This is a genomic window from uncultured Tenacibaculum sp., from assembly GCF_947502995.1.
GTDB lineage: Bacteria > Bacteroidota > Bacteroidia > Flavobacteriales > Flavobacteriaceae > Polaribacter.
This window is the reverse complement of the sequence record NZ_CANNBW010000020.1, coordinates 25559-48182: the sequence shown is the minus strand read 5'-3', so window position 1 is coordinate 48182 and position 22624 is coordinate 25559. Positions and strand designations below refer to the sequence as shown.

The window sequence follows — 22624 nt, the reverse complement described above, 5'->3', positions numbered from 1 at the left end:
TTATGTTTTTATAGAATTAATTTACAATTATAATTCACTACAATTTAAAGTGATTTTTTGAATTTTTCTCTTCGTATAAGATGTTAAAAATACAGCTCCATTTGTAAAAATAAAGTTCTGAAAATTATCTGGTCCATTTGAAATAATACTAGTCATAGCTCCAGATCCTGTATCTACTCTTAAAATTTCTTTTAAACTATAATCGAATAAGTATAAATCGTTTCCAATAAAAGTAATTTTTCTCGGAAGATTAAGTCCTGTAGCTATATCGGTAAGTTGAGGTGAGTTTTTCGTAACGTTAATTTTTGAAATTTGTCCACCAGAAAATCTATTAGGCCTTAAAATCATAAAAAGTTCATCTCCTTTAAAAGCTATACTAATAGGCGCTAACGTAGGTTTTATTACTACTTCTTTTTTTATTTCAGAACTAGTAACATCTATTTTATAAATTGTACTCTGATCTGAATTAGTACTATTACCTAAATCTGCAACATATAAATCATTTCCTTTAAAAGCTAAGTCGGTCGGTTTTAGAAATTTTGCTATGCTTTCTGCTTTAGGAGAATCAGCAGTAACATCTATTTTGTAAATATTTCCAAGGTTATTACCATTTCTACTTTCTGCAGCATAAAGGATATTATCTTTAAATACAAGAGCCGATATAAGAGGAACTTCAAATAAAGTTGCCGATTTAGGTATTAACACAACTTCTTTTATTGTTGGTGTTGCTTCTGTAATATCTATTTTAGAAATTCTATTAAAAGATCTTATTGATTCTGAAAAATACAGTTCATTTCCTTTTAATACAGGGTTCATAGGTCCATCTAGTCCGACTAAATAATCTTGAATATCTTTTACAGTTCCTATCTTTAAATCTTCAATATCTAGTGTAATACATTTTTTTTGAAGTGTACAAGTTCCATTTGTTACAATCGGTTTCATACATATTTCATAAGTTCCATTTTCAGTAAACGTATATGAAAGAGTAGAGGTGTTTTCCGTTGAATTGTCAATACGTTTATTATTAATATACCAATCATATTTTAGGTTGGAAAAACTATCAGAATTGAACTCATATTTAGCTTCGCAAGTTGTAGTGCTTTTATTATTTGTGACAATTTTAATCTTATCTAATTCACTACATTCAGATGTTGAATTACTAAGTTCATCATCATTAGAACAAGAAAATAATGTAGAAAGTAACGCCGTAATTAGTAAAGTTTTTTTCATAATATCATATTTATGTTTAACTATACTATTACAACTGAGTTTAGTAAAACCCTATAAAGTTTATATACGTTAATTATGAAAACACAATTTCAAGAAATCTAAATTTTAATTTCAGTAATTAGTGTTCTATGTTCTTTTTTATAACTTATAAGTTTGTATTATGTATTTAAATCTTACTTTATGTCAAATGAAATAGTTAGAATAGAGTCAGTTACTCAGTTGTTTGATGCTTTTGATTTTAATAAGCCTACACATCCATTAATAGGTATTATTGATGTAAAAAAAATTGATGAATTACCTCAAGAAATTAAAAGTCAATATGAAGGTGTTAAAATGAGTTCTGAGTTATACAGTATTATTTTAAAAGATGGTGATTGCGGTATGCATTATGGTAGAAATAAATATGATTTCGAAGAAGGAGTACTCAGTTTTATAGCTCCTAATCAAGTAATCACTTCTAATTCTCATACACCAAGTACCTATGGTTTTATGCTTGTTTTTCATCCAAGTTTGATTCGAAATTTTGATTTAGGTAAAAAAATAAACAGTTATAACTTCTTTAATTACAGTACTCACGAAGCTTTACATTTGTCTAAAAAAGAGGAAAATACACTTATAGATATTGTAGCAAATATTAAAACTGAGTTGGTATCAAATATCGATAAACATACTCAAGAAGTAATAATCACAAACTTACAGTTACTTTTAAATTATTCTAAACGATTTTATGATCGTCAATTTATAACTAGAGAACATCATAATTCTGATGTGATGAGTAAGGTAGAAGAATTAATAAGAGAATATTATGATAATAATTTACAAGTAGAACGAGGAACTCCAACTTCAGAATATTTTGCTCAAAAAGTTCATTTCTCAACCAATTACCTTAGTGATTTATTAAAAAAAGAAACTGGTAAGAGTACAAAAGACTATATAGACGATTATATTATAAAACTAGCAAAAAATAAACTCTTAAATACAGGTTTTTCTGTAAGTGAAATTGCTTATGATTTAGGATTTAACTATCCTCACTATTTCAGTAGAATGTTAAAGAAAAAAGTAGGCGAAAGTCCAGGAGAATTTAGAAAGAAAACTATTCATTAAATATAAGGGCTTCATCAATTTAGATGAAGCTTTTTTACTTCTGAAGATAGTGTTTTTACTTCTGAAGATAGTGTTTTAAAAGCGATTAAAGTAGGCGTTTCTTTGTAATATAAATACAAAGATAATGAGTCATAAACACATGATTTGGTGTGATAAAGACACCTTAAATAAAGATTTAACTGGAAAAACATATTTAGTAACAGGAGCAAATTCTGGTGTAGGTTTAGAAACTACCAGACAGTTAATTAATCAAGGAGCTCACGTAGTAATGGCTTGTAGAAGAGTTGATGCAGCTAAAGAAGTAGCAGCTTCTTTTTATTACTTGAAAGGAAGTTATGATATTATTGAACTTGACTTGGCGAATTTATGGTCTGTTAGAAAGTTTGTGTCTTTATTTCTTCAAAAATATCAATCATTAGATGGGTTAATGTGTAATGCAGGAATGGTTGTTATGGAGAACCGAATTCAATATACTGAAGATGGCTTTGAAAAAACATTCGGAGTTAATTTTCTAGGTCATTTTTTACTTACAGAACTTTTATTAGATACTTTAAAAAATACTCATGGTTCAAGAATAGGAATATTATCATCTGTTGTTCATGCTGGTTCATCTAAACAACGATATAAAGTTCATTTAAACGATTTAAATTTTATTAATAGAAAGTATAACAATTTCGCAGCATATGGAGAAGCTAAAGTAGCAACTGTTCAATATGCAATGGAACTAGCAGAAAGATTAAAAGAACACAATGTAACCACAGCTTCAATTCATCCTGGTTGGGCAAGATCTAATTTCGGAAGTGGAGGTAATTTCTTCGTAAGAACCTTAATGACTTTAGCTAAACCTTTAACCAAATCAATATCTAATAGTAATTGGGAATCTGCGCAAACTTCTCTTCACGTTTTATTGTCAGATGATGTCCCAAAACATTCAGGAGCATATTTCAGTCAGCATAGTGTTTTATATAGAGATAAAGAATGTAAAAAAGGAGGTTGGCCAATGGAATCACCAAACCCTAATGCATCTGATATGAAAGCAGCGCAAAAGTTAGTTGAAAAGAGTTACAAACTAGTAGGATTAAAATAAAAATAGATTTTAAATGAATAAAACAATATTAATTACAGGAAGTAGTACAGGTATAGGTAGAGCAACAGCATTAAAGTTTCAAAAAGAAGGATGGAATGTAATTGCAACAATGAGATCGCTAGAAAAAGAAGAAGAGTTAAATACTTTAAAAAATGTGTTAGTTAATCAATTAGATGTGCAAGATTTAGGTTCAATAGAAAAGTCAGTTAAAGAAGGAATAGAAAAATTTGGAAAAATAGATGCTCTTTTAAATAACGCTGGTTACGGTTTAATGGGAACTTTTGAATCTGCAAGTAGAGAAGCTGTAGCAAGACAATTTGATGTAAATGTTTTTGGATTGTTTGATGTTACTAAAGCTTTATTACCACATTTTAGAGAAAATAAACAAGGAGTTATTATTAATATTTCTTCTATAGGTGGTCGTATGACTTTTCCTTTGATGCCATTATATCATGCTACAAAATTTGCAGTAGAAGGTTTTAGTGAATCTTTGCATTATGAACTTCAACCACTTGGAATTAAAGTTAAAATAGTTGAGCCTGGTGGTGTTGCAACTGATTTTGGAGGAAGATCTTTAGATTATCAGCATAATGAAAACCTTACAGCGTACAATGATTTTGTAACGACTACTATGGCAGGATTCGGAAAAGCTTTTGATGCTGATACAATGAGTACACCAGAACTTATTGCAGATGTAATTTATACTGCGACTACTGATAATTCAGAAACATTAAGATACAGAGCAGGAGAAGATGCGAAACAATTACTAAAAGCGAGAGATACTATGAAAGATGATGAGTTTATTGGTATGATGAAAAAGAATTTGAATATATAATGTATGTTTGTTAAGAGATTAAACTTTGAGGGTTTGTAAAAAAGTTCTCAAAGTATCTCTTTTAAAACTCTATCCTAAAAACTGCATTAGGAGTAAAGCCTAACGAAAAAGTTTCTTCATTAGATAGCACATCGTCAAAGCCATCGTTAGCAAGGAAAAAACGTCTTTGTAGTTGGTTCTTTCTATTGTAAATATTGAGAAAAGAAACACCTAATTTTCCTTTCCAACGCTTACTTTTAGAGAGATTGAATTTATAGGTCGCAGAAAAATCTAAACGATGATAACGTGTTAATCGTTCCCCATTAATTTCATTTACTACAAAATCCTGAAATCCGTTTTCGTTGGTTTCAACAACCTGAGTAAAAGGAATTCCTGTTCTATAATTCCAACCTAAAGAGAAATTAAATTGTCCAATACGATAACTATGAGACCAAAAGAAACTATGTCGAATATCGTTGTCATCAGGAAATGCTTGTCCGTTATTAGCAAGAGGAAATGTAAAATCAGTTTCACCTAAGCTATAACTCATCCAAGTGGTATAATTACCAAATTTTCTCTTCAAAAGTGCTGTAATACCTTTAGAAGTACTTTCTCCATTTAATATGATACTAGAATTTGAAGTTACACCTCTCGAAAGTGAAGTCAAGCCGTCTACATCTTTATAATACATGTTAAGGTCGAATAGCCAACCATTATTTTTAAACACGAGACCAGCAGAGATTTGATCAGCTTTTAAAATCGGGATTTCTTCTTTATTAGAAAGGCTCCAAACTTTATTTTCTAAACCGAAATCACTAGTAGAGAACTCTATTAATTGGCTAATATTTTGATATTTCTTTTCATAAGAAATATTTACCCAAACGTTATCTGCTAATTTCGTTTGTAAGAATAATCGGGGAGCAAAAGTGAATTTTTTTTCAATAGAAAAATAGCTGCTTCTAATACCTAAATTTATATTGAAATCTTTGTTCTTTTTAAATTGATATTCTGAAAATAAAGAAAAGGTATTGTTCGTATTTTCCTCTTCTGTTCTATAATCATTAACAGGAAAAAGTGAATATGTTCGACCTAGCGTAAAATTAACTCTGTTTCTAATATATTCAATACCAAAACCTAGTAGATGTTTTTCATTAAAAGATGTATTTAATGAAGATTTTAAACTAAACTCTTTTATTTCATTCTTTTTTAATGAAGATTCAGTATATGGAATTCCAACAGTTTGTTCTCCATTAAAAGTGTAATCTAAGTTATATTTTGAATAGTATAAAGTAGTCTTTTGCTTCAAATTATCGTTCCAAATTCTATCCCAAGAACCACTAATTCCAAAATTTTGAACAGACAAATCATCATTTTGAATAAAACTTCTATTTTCGTTCCCAAACCTATAATCTAGTTTGTTATTAACGTATATATGACTTAAAGAAAGACGATCTTTCTTACCTAAATTAGCTAGAAATTTAATATGCAAATCATCAAAAAAGAAGGTGTTGTCTTTTTCAAAAAAGTTTTCAGTATCGTTAAGTTCATTACTAGCTATAATTGAATTTTGAAAAACACGATCAGATATTCTTCGAAATGTAATACTATTTAAAGCGTCGGTTAAAGATCTTCTACCAGCAATATGAATAGCTGTGTTTTTACTCAACGGAAATTTTAAAAAAGCGTCGGCGTGAGTTAAGTTTGTTCCGAATCCACCAGAAATTATAGAATCTATTTTAGAGTCAGTTTCTATATCAATAACTCCAGCAATATGATTTCCAAATTTTGCATTTACACCACTGGTTTGAATGTTTACTTTATCAATTATATAAGGATTGAAAGCGGAAATCATTCCAAAAAAATGTGCAGGATTATAAACTCTAATTCCATCAAAAAGGACAAGATTATGGTCTGGAGTTCCACCTCTGATATGCAAACCAGAAGTTGTTTCGTTCGGACTTTGAATGTCTGGTAATAACTGTAAACTCTGAAGTACATCTGGTTCTGTTAATCCAGGTAAAATTCCTCTCTTCTGAGGAGAAATTTCTATAGTTCCATTATTGCTTTTTGTAATTCCATCTGTTAAATAACTTGTAATAAGGATTTCATTTAATTGTGAAGAATGCTCTTCAATAGTATAGTGCCTGCATTCAGTATTTTTTTGTTGAGGTATAATTACTCGTTTAGATTGGTATCCTAATAAAGAAATAACCAAGGTATCTGTTTTTCGCTGTCCAGACAACTCAAAGTATCCTTTTTCATTAGTAACAGTTCCTATAGAATTATCTGCTAAGTAAACTTCCGCTCCAAAAATAGGTTCATTAGAATAGTTGTCTTTTACGTAACCGCAAATAAATGAACCATTATCTTTCTCTAAAATAAGTATATATCTATCGGAAACTTTTTTAAAAATTAAATTGGTTTGCTTCTCAAGTTTAACAAGTAATTCTTTAAAAGAAAGTTGTAAAAGTTTAGTACTAACTTTTTTATCTTTAATTACATCATCTGCATACGAGAATTTAACATTATGTTTTTTCTCTAAGCTTATCAAAATATTTTTCAGGTGACTATTGTCTCCATCTTTTTGAGAAAAAAGGAGATTCGAAATAAAAATAAGAGCAAGAAAAATGTACCTTTTTTTAAGCGTCATTAATGTTTAACGAGTAAAATGGTGCTTTTATTTGTAAACTCAAATTTAATTTTTAAAGGGGTAAAAACAGTTTCTAAAGCTATTTTTAAATCTTCATGAGTAAATGCACCAGTGTAAAGATAGTTTAAATTTATATCTTCAGCTGCGTTTATTTCTACATTATATTGATTGGTAATTGCTTTTATAACGTATTTTAAAGGAACACTATTAAATGTGCTCTCACCATTCTGCCAACTAGGGTTGTTTGCTTTGAATTCCCATTCTTCAGTTGTGTCTTTTGTAATTCTAAATGCTTTTCCCTTAGTTAGAAATACATCTTTTTCATTGACGCTTACTTTTACTTTTCCTTCGTAACAATTTACTTGTAAAAGATCATTCTCAATATTTACATTAAATTGAGTTCCTAAAACAGTTACTTTACCTAAATCAGTTTCAACAGTAAATGTTTTTCCTTTGTTTACTTTAAAAAAAGCTTCACCTTTTAAGTTCATCGTTCTTGCTTTCGACCATTCATTTTCTTTAAATGAAATAGAAGACTTGGCATTTAATATTACTTCAGAATCATCAGGTAAATTAACGGCTAATTGTTCTCCGAAATTGGTGTTGTATACAGTTGCTGAATTTTTAAAATAAAAAATACTAAACAAAACTAATAGAGATGCAGCAGCTACAATAGTAAGTTTAGAGTATAAAGAAACTACTTTTGGTTTTTTAGTATCTTCAATTTCTTCCTTTACTTTTGATAAAAGTTTTTGTTTATCATAAGGCGGAGCAGCTAATTTTTCTGATTTAAAAACAATCTTTTCATATAATGGAAAATCAGGATGCTTTTTAAACGCTTCTAATTCTTCAGCATTTAACTCACCATTCATCCACTTGGCTAAAAAAGTTTCATCTTTATTGATTTCCATATTTGAGTTTTTAGGATGTTTGTTTCTTAAAAACAGTTTATTAATAATTTACCCTAACTATATTACATCTATTTTTTCTCTAAGCTTTTTTAAAGCTGCAGAAATTCTTTTTTCAACTGCTTTTACAGATATTCCTAACATTTCTGCAATTTCAGAATATTTTTTCTTGTCAATTCTATTCAATAAAAAAACTTCGCGTTGTTTTTCAGATAATTCACTTATTGCATTTTGAAGTTTTACCATAAATTCTTTCTCTTCTAAAAGAAATTCTGGTGTTTCATAAGTGTATTTTTTTTCTTGAGCTTTTTGATGTTTTAAGACTACTTTTTTATGAGCTACATGATTTAAAAATAAATTAGTAGCTACAGTAAATAAATACGATTTAGCTTTAGTTATTAGAACTTTAGCACAGTTTTTCCAAAGTCGAACATAGCTTTCTTGTACGAAATCTTCCGCCAAATCTACATCACCACATTTATAAAACATATAATTTCTAAGACTTTCAGAATGTGTGTCGAACACTTCCTCAAAGACTTTGGGTTTACATATTGAATTTTCTTGCTCCATGTAAAGCAAACATAAAAAAAAATTAATCAAAAAAGGTAGGGTAGATTTTTAGATGGCTGTTTCTTATTCAAATCAGGCATAAATTATTAATTATTAAATGATATGAGTATGAGAAATTTTAAACAAGTGTTCAAGTTTTTATTTTTAGTAGCATTTACACTAAGTGTAGTTACAAGTTGTAGTGATGATGAAGTAATAATTCCGACAGATACTATTGTGCCAGATACGACCGATCCGACGGGTGATGGAAATCAAGGGGCAACAAGTGAAGATGGTGAAATTACTTTGTACAAAGTAACTGGAGATAAAATTAATAAAATTCAAGATTACAAAGTTACAGGTGAAGATTTAGCTTATCAAAAAGATATTGCGAAACATAATCAAATTTGGGATTTAGTTTTAAAAATTGTTCCGTTAGATCAGTTAAAAAAAGTAGGAGAATTTGTTATTTATAACGGAACTCCAACGGGGAGCGCTGGTTTTGTAGTTCAAATAAAAGAAGATTTATCGAGCTGGAAAATGGGAATCGCGATCAACTATGCTTACGAAGGAGGATTTAATAATGGAGGAGAATTAGCTTACACAATTATTCATGAATTCGGACATGTATTAACGTTAAACGATACTCAATTAGATTCAAGTCAAACAAGTTGTGCTACATACAATCCAGGTGAAGGTTGTGCAAAACCTAATGCATACATTAACGAGTTATATCATAAGTATTGGGCAGATATTTGGAGTGCTTATGAAAAAGCAAATAATGAAGGAGAAGCAGCTTTAAATAATTTTTATGAAGCAAACAGAGATCGATTTGTAACTAATTATGCTGCTACAAATCCAGCAGAAGATATTGCTGAAGTTTTTGCTACTTATGTGACTAAAAGAGATATCGCAGCAGGTAATACAATAGCAGAAAAGAAAATGTTATTAATGAACAATAGAAAAGAAATTGTAGATTTTAGAAACCACATTCGTACGAATTTAAACCTTAGAAGTAGAGGTGGAAATAGCTTTGTTTTACCTGAGCCAGGAAAATGGAAACAAGCAAATAAAATTGGAAAATCTTGTAGACGTCATAAGCATTAAAATATCCCTCTTAGCGCCAAAACACTTGTTCAGGTTCTTTCATGTTGAATAGTTTTGGCGCATTTAAAAATTTAAAATCATGAAACAGTTATATATCATCATAATTCTTTTGATAGTGAGTTGTTCAACAGCAAAGAATTTTCCGGAAGATAAAATCCATTATAGAAAAACAGCATGTTTAGGCAAGTGTCCTGTTTTTGATTTATATGTTTATCAAAATGGGAAAGTAATTTTTAACGGAGTTAACAATACTAAAATCAAAGGAGAAGCAGAATATCAAATTTCCACACAACAGGTGAAATTATTAAAAGGAGAATTATCTAAACTATCTTCTGTAGTTAATTCTGAAAGTAAAAAAGGAAGAGATTTACCTAAAACAATCGTTAATTTCGATAATAAGACTTTAACTTTTAAAGGGAATAAAAACTTAATTGTATTTAATAATCTACTAAAGCAGTTAGATCTTTTACATTAGGCTACTACTTTAGTTGTATTGGTTCTTAAAATCACCTTTTTAAAAGGTGATTTTTCTTTTTTAGTGTAATTCGTTTTATGCTTACTTTATGAAGCTTTTTTTGAATAATTAAAATAACAATTTATTAACTCTAGTTTTATGTGAGATTAATTGTTTTGTAGGTTATGAAAGGAGTTGTTAATCTTTCAACTCTAGAAACTGATGGCTGTGATGTAACTACTTTGGATTTAGGAGAGAAATTTCCGAGTGGATTATTTGTAGCCATGAATGATGATAAGAATTTCTTCTTTTATGATTTACATAAAATTTTAAACTAGAAATAGATTACTTTTAATGCTTAAACAATTTAAATTTCAATAGTTTTTTTGATTTGTTTACTTTTTTTTTAAATTTGCTAAACAAAATGATTGGTATAAGAAAAAATAATTAAGATATTATTTAAATCAATCAAAAAATATATGTATATGTCAAAGATATGTATACATTTGTTGCCCCAAGTTTCTTAATTTACGATTGTTGTATTTTTTTTCTGAAAGATTTCTCAATTAATTACGACCAAAATTCGGAGACGATCAATTTGATCAAGCTATAGTAGTTTGGCGCAAACATTATAATTATTGAATAGTTATGACATTAATAGAAAAAGCATTAGAGTTTGAGAACCGAAAATTTAAATTCGTAACTACCAGCGATAGAATTTTAGCTTCTAGAGAAGCTAAAGCTCTTATTTTAGAAATAAATGAAGAGTACAAAAAAAGCAAAGATGCTGAGCTAATGGATTTAATGAAAAGGTTAACCGTTGTTAAGCAAAGAATAGAAAAAAGGCTTAAAGGGAAACCTCTAACTGCATAGTAAACAAATTTATAAGGGCTGTTATTTTTAATTAACAGCCTTTTTTTTATCAAAAATTTACGGTTAATATGAAAATTTATCGTCTTCAAAAAAAACAAAACTTACCGATAACTGTTGAGAAAGCTTGGGAATTTCTATCGGATCCAAAAAATTTAAAAGCAATTACACCCGATTACATGGGGTTTAACATTCTTTCTGGTGCAGATAGGCCAATGTATCCTGGTCAAATTATTCAGTATATCGTAACACCAGTTTTAGGAATTAAAACGAAATGGGTAACTGAGATTACTCACGTACAACATCAAGAGTATTTTGTAGATGAGCAACGTTTTGGTCCTTATGCTTTATGGCATCACAAACACTTTATTAAAGAAATAGATGGAGGAGTCGAAATGGAAGATATTATCGATTATAAAATTCCATTAGGTATTTTAGGTCAAATGGTTCATCCGTTTTTAGTAAAACCAAAACTAGAAGAGATTTTTAGCTATCGTCAAACAAAATTAATAGAGCTTTTTGGAGAATACAATGGATAAGATTTCAATTTTTTGGTTCAGAAGAGATTTAAGAATTGAGGATAACAAAGGATTATTTGAAGCACTTCAAAGTGGAACAAAAATTCTTCCAATATTTATTTTCGATAAGAACATATTGGATAAGCTTCCAAAGAAAGATGCTCGATTAGATTTTATTCATTCTAGACTTTCATTTTTACACCAAATATTTCAAGAAAAAGGAGGGAATTTATCTACTTTTTATAGTACGCCTGAAGATGTTTTTGAAAGCCTTATTCAGAAGTTTTCTATAGAAAACGTATACACAAATAAAGATTATGAACCTTATGCATTAGACAGAGATCATAATATTGAAGAGTTTTTATCTTCAAAAGGAATCGGATTTAAATCGTTTAAAGATCACGTAATTTTCGAAGAGAAAGAGGTCGTTAAAGACGATGGAAATCCATATAAGGTATATACGCCATATTCTAAAAAATGGTTAGCGAAATTCAAAACAGCAACGTTAAATTTCTTTCCTTCTGAAGAACATTTAGATCAAATATATACTTCAGAAAGTAAAGCTATTCATTCAATGTCTGAATTAGGTTTTGAACCTTCGGGAATTGAAATTCCTGATTACGATGTAAGACAGCAAATTATAGATGAATACGAAGCAAAACGAAATTTTCCAGCAATAAAAGGAACATCAAAGCTAGGTTTACATTTACGATTCGGAAGTTATTCAACAAGAAAAGCTGTACAAGAAGCAAATAAAAGTGAGAATATCACTTTTTTAAAAGAGTTAATTTGGCGTGAATTTTTTATTCAAATTCTTTGGCATTATCCGCACACAGAGAAAGATTCTTTTAAACCACAATACGACAGAATAGTGTGGAGAAATAATGAAGAAGATTTTAAACGTTGGTGCGAAGGAAAAACTGGATATCCATTAGTAGATGCAGGAATGCGAGAGTTAAATGCTACAGGTTTTATGCACAACAGAGTTCGTATGCTAGTTGGAAGTTTTTTATGTAAACATTTATTGATTGATTGGAGATGGGGAGAAGCTTATTTTGCTGAAAAATTATTAGATTTTGAATTGGCTAGTAATGTTGGTAATTGGCAATGGGTTGCAGGTTGTGGTGTAGATGCGGCACCGTATTTCAGAATTTTTAACCCAACTACTCAAATTAAAAAGTTTGATAAAGAATTAAAATATATTAAAAAGTGGGTTCCAGAATTTCAAGAGCTTACTTATGCAAAAGAAATGGTAGATCATAAGTTTGCAAGAGAACGCTGTTTAACAACATATAAAAACGCGTTAAACGTTGATTCTTAACAGGTAATTAATGGTCTGTGTGTGGCTTTTTATTAAATTTAAGGAATTAACAAGTAAATTAAATTATTATGACCACACAAGAAGTTGCAAACCAATGGGCACAAATGTGCAGAGAAGGAAAGAATTTAGATTGTATTACAGAATTGTATGCAGATAATGTTGTAAGTAAGGAAATGCCTGGTGTTCCATACGGAGAAATTGTTTCAGGAAAACAGGAGGTTTTTGAAAAGAGTAAACAATGGTTAGAAAATGTAGTAGAATTTCATGCTTCAGAAATCTCTGATCCTGTTGTTGCGGACAATCATTTTACTTCTAAAATGGCTTTTGATGTTACTTTTAAAGACAGAGGAAGACAACAAATGGAAGAAGTTTGTGTATTTGAAGTACAGGAAGGAAAAATTACAAACGAACAGTTTTTTTACACGATGTAATTATAAAAAAAATTAAATAATAAAAGGTATTGTATGTTTTTACAATACCTTTTTTGTTAAAAAAAACTGTCTTATTCAAAAGTTGTTTAGATTCTAACTATTTGTAAATTAATGAATAGGGTTTTGTTAAAAGTCTTTCGTTTTTTCTATATTAAAGGATTGTATGGTAATTAGTTAATGTTTTTCCTCCTATGTCAAATATTATCTAAAAAAAGCTGCTAATTTAATGCAGTTACTCCCAGAAAAGGATAATAATACTCTTTTCTTTAACCTCAAGTAATTAACTAAAAAACCCTATAAAATGAAAACAATCCGAACAATTTGTCTCGCTGTATTATTATGCAGTTTACTTTTGGTATCTCATGTTTTTTACGCTCAAAAAACTACCGAAATGTTTTATGCAACAATGCAAACTAGAGATGCACAAGGATTAAAAATTAACCATCCTAAAGACATTAAAATTATTCATTCCTTGAACGGTTTCAGTGCAGTAATGTTAAGTCCGAATGCTGCCGAAGAGCTTCATCATAAAGTATTGGTTCACGGTCCAGGTTTTATTTATGAATCCTCGAAAGAAAGTGCTATTGCAGCTATTAATCAGAATAATAAAATAGCTTCCAGATCTTCTTTAAGTAATAATTTGGTTTCCTTTACCATAACTCAAGAAACGTTGGTTAAACAGAGTTTAGATTTGGTGAATAATTTAAATATTGCAAATCATATTCAAGAATTAGAAGCTTACGGGACTCGTTATCATACCACAAATACTGCAACTCAATCTGTTTTAGATTTAAAAACAAAATGGGAAAATATGGCTTCCGGAAGAAGTGATGTTTCTGTAAGAATTGTAAATCATACCAGTACAAATATGCCTTCAGTTGTTATGACTGTTACTGGAACCGAAGCTCCTGATGAATTTGTAATTATTGGTGGGCATATAGACTCTACTGCTAGAGGTAATAATAATAATGCTCCTGGGGCAGATGATAATGCTTCTGGAATTGCAACATTTACTGAAGCTGCTAGAGTATTGTTTGAGATGAATTTTAGACCGAAAAGAACCATTGAATTTATGGCTTTTGCTGCTGAAGAAGTAGGGTTAAGAGGTTCTAGAGAAATTGCTGAAGATTATAGACAACGAAATGTAAATGTAGTTAGTTATATGCAATTGGATATGACAAACTATAAAGGTTCTACAAATGATATTTACATTTCTACTGATTCTTACAACGATGATACATTGAATAATTTTTTAATTGAATTAATGAATTTTTATAATGCTTCAGGAACACATAAATTAACTTATGGAACTTCACAGTGTAATTATGGTTGTTCAGATCATTACAGTTGGGCACAAGAAGGTTATAATGTAGCTTTTCCTTTTGAAGCAAGTTTTAATCAAAGTAATCCTAACATTCACACTTCTCAAGATACTTTTGATAGATCACCTACACCTAATGCTACACATGCTGCTAAATTCGCAAAGTTAGCTTTAGAGTATTTAATTGAAATTTCTAACGGTGTTAATGCTATGCCACCGACAGGTTGTGTACAATCAGTAAATTCGTTTCCATATGAAGAAGATTTTGAAAACTCTTTAGGATTTTGGAGTGATGCAACTAATGATGATTTAAATTTCACTAGGAATTCTGGAACAACACCATCTAACAATACAGGACCAAGTGAAGCAGCTTCAGGAAGTTTTTATCTTTATGTAGAAGCTTCAGGTAATGGTTCTGGTTTCCCAAGTAAAAAAGCTATTTTAGATTCTCCGTGTTTTGATTTTACTTCACTTAATACACCTCAATTGAATTTTAAATATCATATGTTAGGAAGTGCTGTAGCTTCTTTAGAAGTAGAGGCGAAATTAAAGAGTGAAACTACTTGGAATTCAATATTTACAAAAAACGGAACTCAAGGAAATAATTGGGAGGCTGCTACAGTAGACTTAAGTAGTTATAAAAATACAGCAGAAGTTCAGTTTCGTTTTATTATTACTACAGGTTCAGGAAATGAAGGATGGCAAAGTGATATTGCTATAGATGAAATTTCTATTAAAAATGGAACAACAATTCCACCACCAACTTGTCAATCTTTAAATTTTAATGATTTTACAGTTACAGCTTTTTCAAATCAAGATTCTGATGGGACATTCAACATTACAAATTCTGGTAATTCTTTGACTTTAGTAAATAATACTTGGAAATATATTCCTTACGATTATAATGTTACAGCTAATACTGTTGTAGAATTTGAATTTAACAGTACTTCGCAGGGTGAAATTCATGGAATAGGTTTTGAAAATGATAATAATTTAAGTTCAACAAGATACTTTAAAGTACATGGAAGTCAGAATTATGGAGTTACAAATTATGATAATTACACAAGTGGAACTCAAACTTATATAATACCCATTGGAAGTTTTTATACAGGAACAATGGATAGGTTAGTTTTTATTAACGACAACGATGCCGGATCTGGAAATACATCAGTATTTAGTAATGTGAAAATTTATGAAGGTTCTTGTGATGCATCATTAGCAAGTAAAGTAGTTGCGAATTCTATTAAACCAATTATAGGAACAGATAAGGAAGGAATACTTTATTCTTTAGTTGTAAATCCAAATCCGAGTACAAATTTTTTCTACATCAATATTGAAAATAAAACGATCCAAAACGATATTAATGTTTTTATGTATGATATTACTGGAAAAGTTGTAGCAAAGATGAAGTTAAAAGGAGGAGAAAATAAAATTTCAGCCAAAAAACATCAACTAAATACAGGAGTTTATTTACTTAAAGTTGAAACTAAAGGAGAAGACCAAGTGATAAAAAAAATAGTGATTAATTAGTTATATAAAGCTTAGATAAGAACAAAAGTTAAAGAGGCCGTTATTTTCTATATAATGATGCCTCTTTTTTATATTTGTTTTAAATTAATTCGGGATGTAGCTTAGTCCGGTTAAAGTGCTGGTCTGGGGGACCAGAGATCGAAGGTTCGAATCCTTTCATCCCGATCAAAACATGTTTAAATCACTGGTTGTTAGTTTTTTAAATTGATTTTTTAGTGATTTAGCGTGTCAATTATGTGTCATGTTTTATATCTACTCAATTCGTTGGAAATGAGGTGGAAATAAAAAAAAATGTCAAAATTTAAAAATTCGAATTCTGCAAAAATGTTTATAGACTATAAACCAGCAGAACTAAGGAAAAACAATGATTGGTTAATTGTTTACTATTCTAAAATTCCTGCAACAAACCAATTCAAAAGATTTAGAATTAGAGTTCCTAAGATTTCTCCTTACAGGGAAAGATTGGAACATGCTAAGAAAATGACTCAAGCCATAAACAATAAGCTTGCTAATGGTTGGTCGCCTTTTTATGAAGACACAGGTAACAAGTATCGAACCTTAGATGAAGTATTTGAAAAGTATTTTTTACTTATAGAAAAGGAGATTAACGACGGTGTTAAAAGAATAGATACTTTACGAAGTTATAAGTCGTTTCATAGAATTTTCATAAATTTTGTAAAAGAGAATCATGCTTTGAAGCTACTTGTTGAAGTAGATATTCATATTGTAAGCTCTTTTTTAGACTATATATACATTCAACGTCGAGTTTCGCCTATTACATTCAATAATTATTTGCAATTTTTAAATACATTTTTTTCATGGTGTATGCAAAAAGGATATTTAGTAGATAATCCTGCTAAAAACTTTAAAAATAAACCAAAAACAGCCAAAATAAGAACCGTTTTAACTCCAGAAATAAAGAAGTATTTAAAAGAATATGGCTCATCAAATAAAGAATACTATACTTTATGTATGTGTATTTATTATGCTTTTATAAGGAAAACTGAACTTACAAAAATTAAGGTGGCAAATGTCAATCTTAAAAAAGATTATATTACAATTGATGCATCTTCAGCTAAGAATAAGAAAACTGAAAACGTAACTATACCTAATCAATTAAAACCTTTTTTGGAACATCATTTAAAAAATGCAAAATTATCTGACTTTGTTTTTTCGCAGAATGATTTTAAACCAGGGAATAAACAATTGAATCCAAAAAAAGTTTCAGATCAATGGGCTTTGTTTAGAAAAGAGTATAAAATCCCATTAAAATTTCAATTTTATTCTTTAAAAGATACGGGAATAACTGATCTTCTTAATAGTGGAATTCCATCTATAAAAGTAAGAGATCAAGCAAGGCATCACGATTTAAAAATCACAGAAGCCTATACAAAGCGAAATGATACTTATGATTTAACTGTAAAAAATGCAGATTTTAAATTTTAAATACATTCTATGACCTGTTTATAAAAATATTTGTACTCATTGTACTTAAATACTAAAAATACGCATAAACAGCTGTTTTATAGTGTTTTAAAATAGTACAAAACCCGAGTACAATATGGGGTTTACTGAGTACAAATTGTTTTTTGGGGTAAGGGGGTTTGTATTTTCAATAGGGTGTTTTCTTTTCTATACAATAAAAAATGCCACGTTTTTTTACGTGGCATTTAAACATTTTTGAAATTATATCTTATTTAGATCAATATCGTGTTTATTAAGAAACATTTTAATATAATCGGTATCATCTTTTAGAAAAGTTTTATAAAAAGAATCTACTAGGGTATCAATCTTTAATCTCTCCTCATTTCTTAAGTTAGAATTTTCAATATGATTCTTAATAAATTCATATTCAATAATAATGTACTTCCATTTATTCAATATAGACAAGTAATTCTTGACTGTTTTTTTTATTTGTTCATCTTCGTAACCATCATTATCTAATTGTTTTAAAGCGTTTATAAGTCTCTTTAAAGTGCTTATATTTTCGGGGTCTTTATATAAAAAACTATTCTCTTCTTTTAAAGAATTAAATAATTCGAGAGCTATTTGAAAATTTCTATCTTTTTTTAATGCATCTTCTTGATCTTTAAGTAATTTATATTGAAACTTGTTAGCTTCCATTTGTTCTTTAAAAGATAAATATACTAGCCAAGCTCCAATGATATTTATCACGGGCGCAGTAATACCTCCAATAGTATCTCCTATCTGGCCAGTTTCACTAAAATTAAAGCTTTTTAGAAAATAAGGCCTAGTAAACGCGTAAGTGCATCCAAAGAGCAATAAAACTATACCTATAAATTTTAAATAATCTGAAATTTTTGTTTCTTTTTTTTTCATTGAAATTTTATTAGGAGTAAATATACAATATAACAAATTACACATTCATTATGGTTGAATTTTTAAAAATTTACAACTAATTAGCGATAAAACAAACCTCTTTAGCTTCAATAGGTTTTTCTTGCTTATTATTTAATTCACCTCTATAAATATTAAATTCTAGTTCATTTAAAGGTCGGTTTTGATACCTGTTTTTATCAGCATACACATAACTTAACCTATAATCTGGGTTCTTTTCCACGAATAAAATTACATCACCATCAAATTGACTTTCGCTTCCGCCTCTCATTTTACCGTTTCCAGTTAATTGGTAAATAACAATAAATAGTTTTCCATCGTATTTTTTTCGTAAGTCTTCATCTAGCTGTATGTTTTTATCAATCTTTCTAAGTTTAGCGAAACTATCTATTAGAATTACGTCATTCTCTTTAATGAGTTTATCTAATTGCGCTTTAGTTTCAATTTCAGGGTTTGAAATATTACAATATGAGTGATCACTTATATACTCATCTTCCTTACTAAGATATAATGCAGAATCAGGATGTTCTTCCATGGAAGCATGACCAACTTTGTAATTTTCTGCAAAGGTTTCCATTAATTGAAACAAAAAACGAGTTTTACCAGAACCTTGTGCTCCAGCAAGTGTAATAGCAACACTTTCTTTTGTCTTTTTTTCAATGTCACCTAAAAACTCAGCAATTTCTGGATTGGGTATTTTATAATATTCTTTTACTCTATTTCTTTTTGCTTCTCGTTCAGTTAAAGTTCTTGATCTATTATTTTTATGTTCCTGGTGTTCTATATTTTTAGTTGTTTTTGGAACTGAATAAACCTGTTTGTTTGTTGTTACAGTATTATCTTTTTCTTTAACAACTGGATTTATAGCTTGATTTGATTCTTGTTTGTTGTCCGAAAAACTTTCCTTTATAGAATTTTCTATATTATCAACAGTTGTTGTTGATTTGTTTGTTTCGGAAGTAAAAGTGTTTTTATTAAAAGAAACTTCAACTTCATTACTACCATTCATACCAACTAATTCATAAGTTTTAATTTCTTTAGCTGTAGCTATTTCTTTTTCAAGTTTTTTAAGATATAATGGAGTTCCTTCCGCATCACGTTGTAAAATATAGTCAACCGCTTTTTGAGCAGTAGTTGATGCTCTTAAAATTAGTTTGTTGTCTTCTTTAATAAACTGTAATGCATTTTTCCAATTTTTTAAATATTCTGCATGGTTTGAATTGTTTCTCCACATAATACCAGCTTCTGCACTTAAAAACACAGACCCAAATTCTGCAACCAGTTCTTCTTTAGCATATCCAGGAGTTCCGAATCCAGAATATGTTAATCTATCCAATCGGTTGTAATGTCCTGTACTATGTACATATTCATGAAATAAAGTTCTGTAATAATCTAATTCCGTTTCAAAATCTTTAATTCTTGGCATTTGAACTAAATCTTGTGAAGGACTATAAAAAGCTCTATCTCCACCATGTTTTAACCTTGGTGCAAATTCAGGATAATTTTCGATGATTCGCTCTGCTGTATCTAGTTTTTCAGAATCATCTTTAAACATTTCTTTTCTGTATTCCTTAAGTTTAAAATCGATACCTGTAATGTCTTCACCATTAAAAACGTAGTAATACTTTAGCAAACGAAAAGATGATTTATAAATTAACTTTTCAATGGTGTTTCCTTCCTTTTTTAAGTAATTAATTTTTGATTGATTCTTTTTTAAGTAAGAAATAAACTTTTTGTTATCGTAAGTTGATATTTTTAAATCATCTTCTTTTTGGCTAAAAGTATATATGATGCTATAATAAACTACTTCATAACCTTTTGCACCTTTTTTTAATTTACCTTTTAATTTTTCTATTTGCTTAAATGTTAAGAAATATGGATTTTTGAAATTTCTAGTACCAAAAAGAGTAAGTAAATTATGATTTATACCTCTATAGGCTTTTTTTGAAACAAAGTTTTTAGGATACATGAAACCATCTGCATGCCACATTTTTTTATATCCTAAACCTGTAGCTTCTTCAATCAATTTAATCATTTTATCAGTTATCATTTGATAAATGTCGTTAGAAGAAACTTTACCATTTAAACCTAAAACATTATCAATAGGTTTATCGTGAAAAGGAACACCCAAACCTTTTATTTCACTATTACTTAAAACAATATCATCAAATGAGACTTTATTTTGAATTTCAATTCTGAAATCTTCTGCATCAGAGTTTTTCAGTAATTGACTTGTCTTTATATAAATCTCATTGATCTTAGGATGAATATTAGATAGTATTTCTGATTTACTTTTAATATCTGATAACACAGCTCTATCAACAATTGTTTGATCTAAATTGTTATAAGTTTCAATGAAATTTTTAAGCATATTAAATAAAGTTTTCTGTGTTTAAAGCATACTCTTTTCCCATAGTGTCTAACACAATAATTATTTTAAGGTTGTTTTTTACGTCGCCTTTAAAAACAGAAAGGTTGTTGATTAGATTTTTAACTGGAATTTTTAAAGGAATGTTTTTAATGACTGTTTTATCTCCTGCAGGAATTTTAATATTGGAAATATTTACATCGGCAGAACCGATATATTCTTGATTGGATTTATTATAAAAATCAACCTTTTTAATTCTTATCAACTCAAATGTTTTAACTCCAATATCTAAATTAGAATGGTTTTCTAAGGTTAAATCAATTTGAAGCTTTATTGATTTTAAACTGATATTTACATTATTTAATCCGGAGATTTTAACCTTCAACTTATCCAAAGCATTCGCTGTACTTTTTACTTTGCGAAAAGAGTACATTCCTAAAGCTAAGGCTGATCCTATTAGTATCTTTCTTATCATTCTTGGACTGTATATAGGTTTGTAATTAAAGTACCATGAACATGTAATTCACCATTTTGAAATTCTAAAGCTTCAGAGGCAACTTCCATACTTCCATCTAAATCTCTTTGAAATGTGAACGAAGTTCCTTCAGGATGTCCTAAGATTACAGAATAAAAATCCTGATTTAACAATCCTTTCATATATCCAATATTAAGATTATGTTGTCCTCCTTGAAGATTAATTTGTTCACGAGTACCATCTTGATTTAAAATACCAAAACGTAAATTTGTTCTAGTATTAAATCTTGATAAATCATTTTCAAATACCGTGTTAATATTTTTAGCAGAAAAGGTTACGTGCATTAAGTTTCCCAGTCTAACATAAGATCCTGCTGAATCAAAAGTGTATTCAACACCTCCGTTATGACCTACTAAGGTTACATATAAATTTCCTTCCTGGTAAAAATCATCAAATATTTGAATCCTTTTAAGGATGTATTTAAAAACTTTAAAATCTAATTTGAATTTCATTATTATAAATTTAAGATCCTATAGGAGTTGAATTATTACCATTTACTATATCGTGTATTTCAATACTTTCATGCTCAGGTAAATTAGCTAGATCATGAATTGAAGCTTTAGGATAAGCTTTATACAATTCTGTATTTATTGAATTTTGAAACGTTACTTCTAAGGATGAAAGATTAATAAAAAAAGAAGACAGAATACCCGCATAGAAATCTTGTGGTAAGTATATAAATAATCCTTTCCTACCATCATTAAGATGTACCCCTTTTACTTTCAACGGAGAATCATTAATAGGATAATAATTCTCAATATTAGGCAATATTGAATCAGGGTTATCAATACCATCATTACCTCTTAATTTTAGAGAGAAATTACCTGGGAAGTTCTCTATATCACCACTGATTTTAGAATAAGAAACAATTGGCGAAACAATTGTTTTTTCTATTCTTGTAAGGAATTTGTACTCCGAAGAACTATAAATACTTGTATTAATTTTAATTGTTAATGGTGGAATATTAGTTACTTGGGCTGTTCTTATAAATGGTGTTGGGGTTATTAATTTTGTAGACCCTAAATTAATAGTTGCTCTAATATTTGAAAAATCAAAATCTGGAACTTCAAAAAATAAAACGATTCGATTTCTTCCATTTGAGATAAACTTTTCGTTCCAAACAGTATATACATTACACATACTTAAGGTATGATCTACCAAATGAAAACATCCTTCTTCTTGATTGTTATCTAAACTTGTTTGCGACTCAAAAAAAAAACCTTTTTCAGCAAATACTTCAATCAATTCATTAGGAGTTGATGCACCAAAATCATCTGTCAATTCCTCCAGTTTAATAATCATATTATTGAATTGAGTTTCATTTTTCTCCGGCATGATTTTTACTCCACCATGAACAGGTCTAACATCTCTAGATTTTGAAGTTGCCTTCTTTTGAATTTTACCATCTTTTTCAATGGTAACAACAGTAGCTGACTCTATTTTTTCTATTGTAACTTTTCTCATAATAA

21 protein-coding genes and 1 tRNA gene are annotated in these 22624 nt (G+C 29.0%); 13 read left to right on the top strand and 9 right to left on the bottom strand.

Annotation, left to right across the window (positions count from 1 at the left end; all coding sequences use genetic code 11):
* Positions 1-27: 27 nt before the first annotated feature.
* The gene (locus Q1A46_RS16320) at positions 28-1230 is read right to left on the bottom strand and encodes a hypothetical protein (RefSeq protein WP_299681228.1); all 1203 of its coding nucleotides are present in this window, start codon (positions 1228-1230) and stop codon (positions 28-30) included.
* A 180-nt stretch (positions 1231-1410) separates the two neighbouring features.
* On the opposite strand from Q1A46_RS16320, the gene Q1A46_RS16315 reads away from it, so the two are divergent.
* The 3 genes from Q1A46_RS16315 to Q1A46_RS16305 all read left to right on the top strand — a co-directional run bounded on the left by Q1A46_RS16315 (position 1411) and on the right by Q1A46_RS16305 (position 4256).
* Positions 1411-2334, top strand: coding sequence for an AraC family transcriptional regulator (locus tag Q1A46_RS16315; RefSeq protein WP_299681225.1), 924 nt, complete (start codon positions 1411-1413; stop codon positions 2332-2334).
* Between the two features lie 124 nt (positions 2335-2458).
* A complete protein-coding gene (locus Q1A46_RS16310) occupies positions 2459-3421 on the top strand; it encodes an SDR family NAD(P)-dependent oxidoreductase (RefSeq protein WP_299681222.1) in 963 nt (320 codons plus the stop codon).
* A gap of 13 nt (positions 3422-3434) precedes the next feature.
* Positions 3435-4256, top strand: coding sequence for an SDR family oxidoreductase (locus Q1A46_RS16305; protein ID WP_299681219.1), 822 nt, complete (start codon positions 3435-3437; stop codon positions 4254-4256).
* Positions 4257-4317: 61 nt separating this feature from the next.
* Here the strand turns inward: Q1A46_RS16305 and Q1A46_RS16300 are convergent, their stop codons facing one another.
* The 3 genes from Q1A46_RS16300 to Q1A46_RS16290 form a co-directional block, all read right to left on the bottom strand.
* Positions 4318-6786 (bottom strand): TonB-dependent receptor, encoded by a 2469-nt coding sequence (locus tag Q1A46_RS16300; protein ID WP_299681216.1) that lies wholly within the window; start codon positions 6784-6786, stop codon positions 4318-4320.
* A 98-nt stretch (positions 6787-6884) separates the two neighbouring features.
* Positions 6885-7796: a FecR family protein gene (locus Q1A46_RS16295; RefSeq protein ID WP_299681213.1), complete on the bottom strand. Its 912-nt coding sequence runs from the start codon at positions 7794-7796 to the stop codon at positions 6885-6887.
* A 57-nt stretch (positions 7797-7853) separates the two neighbouring features.
* Positions 7854-8363: an RNA polymerase sigma factor gene (locus tag Q1A46_RS16290; protein ID WP_299681210.1), complete on the bottom strand. Its 510-nt coding sequence runs from the start codon at positions 8361-8363 to the stop codon at positions 7854-7856.
* Positions 8364-8471: 108 nt separating this feature from the next.
* On the opposite strand from Q1A46_RS16290, the gene Q1A46_RS16285 reads away from it, so the two are divergent.
* The 10 genes from Q1A46_RS16285 (at position 8472) to Q1A46_RS16240 (ending at position 17340) form a co-directional block, all read left to right on the top strand.
* Positions 8472-9449, top strand: coding sequence for a putative zinc-binding metallopeptidase (locus Q1A46_RS16285; RefSeq protein ID WP_299681207.1), 978 nt, complete (start codon positions 8472-8474; stop codon positions 9447-9449).
* A gap of 79 nt (positions 9450-9528) precedes the next feature.
* Positions 9529-9924: a DUF6438 domain-containing protein gene (locus Q1A46_RS16280; RefSeq protein ID WP_299681204.1), complete on the top strand. Its 396-nt coding sequence runs from the start codon at positions 9529-9531 to the stop codon at positions 9922-9924.
* A gap of 164 nt (positions 9925-10088) precedes the next feature.
* Entirely contained in the window at positions 10089-10241 is a 153-nt protein-coding gene (locus Q1A46_RS16275; RefSeq protein WP_306420538.1) for a phytase, read from the top strand.
* 310 nt (positions 10242-10551) lie between these two features.
* On the top strand, positions 10552-10776 hold the full coding sequence (locus tag Q1A46_RS16270; RefSeq protein ID WP_299681200.1) for a hypothetical protein: 225 nt from the start codon (positions 10552-10554) through the stop codon (positions 10774-10776).
* Between the two features lie 68 nt (positions 10777-10844).
* A complete protein-coding gene (locus tag Q1A46_RS16265; RefSeq protein ID WP_299681197.1) occupies positions 10845-11312 on the top strand; it encodes an SRPBCC family protein in 468 nt (155 codons plus the stop codon).
* Complete coding sequence (locus tag Q1A46_RS16260; protein ID WP_299681194.1) at positions 11305-12612, top strand: deoxyribodipyrimidine photo-lyase; 1308 nt, start codon at positions 11305-11307, stop codon at positions 12610-12612. Before Q1A46_RS16265 ends, Q1A46_RS16260 begins: the two co-directional genes overlap by 8 nt.
* 68 nt (positions 12613-12680) lie before the next feature.
* Positions 12681-13043, top strand: coding sequence for a nuclear transport factor 2 family protein (locus Q1A46_RS16255; RefSeq protein ID WP_299681190.1), 363 nt, complete (start codon positions 12681-12683; stop codon positions 13041-13043).
* A gap of 301 nt (positions 13044-13344) precedes the next feature.
* A complete protein-coding gene (locus Q1A46_RS16250) occupies positions 13345-15894 on the top strand; it encodes a M20/M25/M40 family metallo-hydrolase (RefSeq protein WP_299681186.1) in 2550 nt (849 codons plus the stop codon).
* 90 nt (positions 15895-15984) lie between these two features.
* Positions 15985-16059, top strand: a tRNA-Pro gene (locus Q1A46_RS16245).
* A gap of 126 nt (positions 16060-16185) precedes the next feature.
* Positions 16186-17340 (top strand): site-specific integrase, encoded by a 1155-nt coding sequence (locus Q1A46_RS16240; protein ID WP_299681153.1) that lies wholly within the window; start codon positions 16186-16188, stop codon positions 17338-17340.
* Positions 17341-17580: 240 nt separating this feature from the next.
* Here the strand turns inward: Q1A46_RS16240 and Q1A46_RS16235 are convergent, their stop codons facing one another.
* The 5 genes from Q1A46_RS16235 to Q1A46_RS16215 form a co-directional block, all read right to left on the bottom strand.
* Entirely contained in the window at positions 17581-18234 is a 654-nt protein-coding gene (locus Q1A46_RS16235; protein WP_299681150.1) for a hypothetical protein, read from the bottom strand.
* A gap of 76 nt (positions 18235-18310) precedes the next feature.
* Complete coding sequence (locus Q1A46_RS16230) at positions 18311-20623, bottom strand: zincin-like metallopeptidase domain-containing protein (protein ID WP_299681147.1); 2313 nt, start codon at positions 20621-20623, stop codon at positions 18311-18313.
* A 1-nt stretch (position 20624) separates the two neighbouring features.
* Positions 20625-21095, bottom strand: coding sequence for a hypothetical protein (locus Q1A46_RS16225; protein ID WP_299681144.1), 471 nt, complete (start codon positions 21093-21095; stop codon positions 20625-20627).
* On the bottom strand, positions 21092-21607 hold the full coding sequence (locus Q1A46_RS16220) for a hypothetical protein (protein WP_299681141.1): 516 nt from the start codon (positions 21605-21607) through the stop codon (positions 21092-21094). Before Q1A46_RS16220 ends, Q1A46_RS16225 begins: the two co-directional genes overlap by 4 nt.
* 10 nt (positions 21608-21617) lie before the next feature.
* Positions 21618-22619 (bottom strand): hypothetical protein, encoded by a 1002-nt coding sequence (locus Q1A46_RS16215; protein WP_299681138.1) that lies wholly within the window; start codon positions 22617-22619, stop codon positions 21618-21620.
* Between the last annotated feature and the right edge of the window lie 5 nt (positions 22620-22624).

Coding starts and splice junctions, on each gene's coding strand:
- Q1A46_RS16320 (WP_299681228.1), bottom strand. CDS start 1,230: ATGAAAAAAACTTTACTAATTACGGCGTTACTTTCTACATTATTTTCT.
- Q1A46_RS16315 (WP_299681225.1), top strand. CDS start 1,411: ATGTCAAATGAAATAGTTAGAATAGAGTCAGTTACTCAGTTGTTTGAT.
- Q1A46_RS16310 (WP_299681222.1), top strand. CDS start 2,459: ATGAGTCATAAACACATGATTTGGTGTGATAAAGACACCTTAAATAAA.
- Q1A46_RS16305 (WP_299681219.1), top strand. CDS start 3,435: ATGAATAAAACAATATTAATTACAGGAAGTAGTACAGGTATAGGTAGA.
- Q1A46_RS16295 (WP_299681213.1), bottom strand. CDS start 7,796: ATGGAAATCAATAAAGATGAAACTTTTTTAGCCAAGTGGATGAATGGT.
- Q1A46_RS16290 (WP_299681210.1), bottom strand. CDS start 8,363: ATGGAGCAAGAAAATTCAATATGTAAACCCAAAGTCTTTGAGGAAGTG.
- Q1A46_RS16285 (WP_299681207.1), top strand. CDS start 8,472: ATGAGAAATTTTAAACAAGTGTTCAAGTTTTTATTTTTAGTAGCATTT.
- Q1A46_RS16280 (WP_299681204.1), top strand. CDS start 9,529: ATGAAACAGTTATATATCATCATAATTCTTTTGATAGTGAGTTGTTCA.
- Q1A46_RS16275 (WP_306420538.1), top strand. CDS start 10,089: ATGAAAGGAGTTGTTAATCTTTCAACTCTAGAAACTGATGGCTGTGAT.
- Q1A46_RS16270 (WP_299681200.1), top strand. CDS start 10,552: ATGACATTAATAGAAAAAGCATTAGAGTTTGAGAACCGAAAATTTAAA.
- Q1A46_RS16265 (WP_299681197.1), top strand. CDS start 10,845: ATGAAAATTTATCGTCTTCAAAAAAAACAAAACTTACCGATAACTGTT.
- Q1A46_RS16260 (WP_299681194.1), top strand. CDS start 11,305: ATGGATAAGATTTCAATTTTTTGGTTCAGAAGAGATTTAAGAATTGAG.
- Q1A46_RS16255 (WP_299681190.1), top strand. CDS start 12,681: ATGACCACACAAGAAGTTGCAAACCAATGGGCACAAATGTGCAGAGAA.
- Q1A46_RS16250 (WP_299681186.1), top strand. CDS start 13,345: ATGAAAACAATCCGAACAATTTGTCTCGCTGTATTATTATGCAGTTTA.
- Q1A46_RS16240 (WP_299681153.1), top strand. CDS start 16,186: ATGTCAAAATTTAAAAATTCGAATTCTGCAAAAATGTTTATAGACTAT.
- Q1A46_RS16235 (WP_299681150.1), bottom strand. CDS start 18,234: ATGAAAAAAAAAGAAACAAAAATTTCAGATTATTTAAAATTTATAGGT.
- Q1A46_RS16230 (WP_299681147.1), bottom strand. CDS start 20,623: ATGCTTAAAAATTTCATTGAAACTTATAACAATTTAGATCAAACAATT.
- Q1A46_RS16225 (WP_299681144.1), bottom strand. CDS start 21,095: ATGATAAGAAAGATACTAATAGGATCAGCCTTAGCTTTAGGAATGTAC.
- Q1A46_RS16220 (WP_299681141.1), bottom strand. CDS start 21,607: ATGAAATTCAAATTAGATTTTAAAGTTTTTAAATACATCCTTAAAAGG.
- Q1A46_RS16215 (WP_299681138.1), bottom strand. CDS start 22,619: ATGAGAAAAGTTACAATAGAAAAAATAGAGTCAGCTACTGTTGTTACC.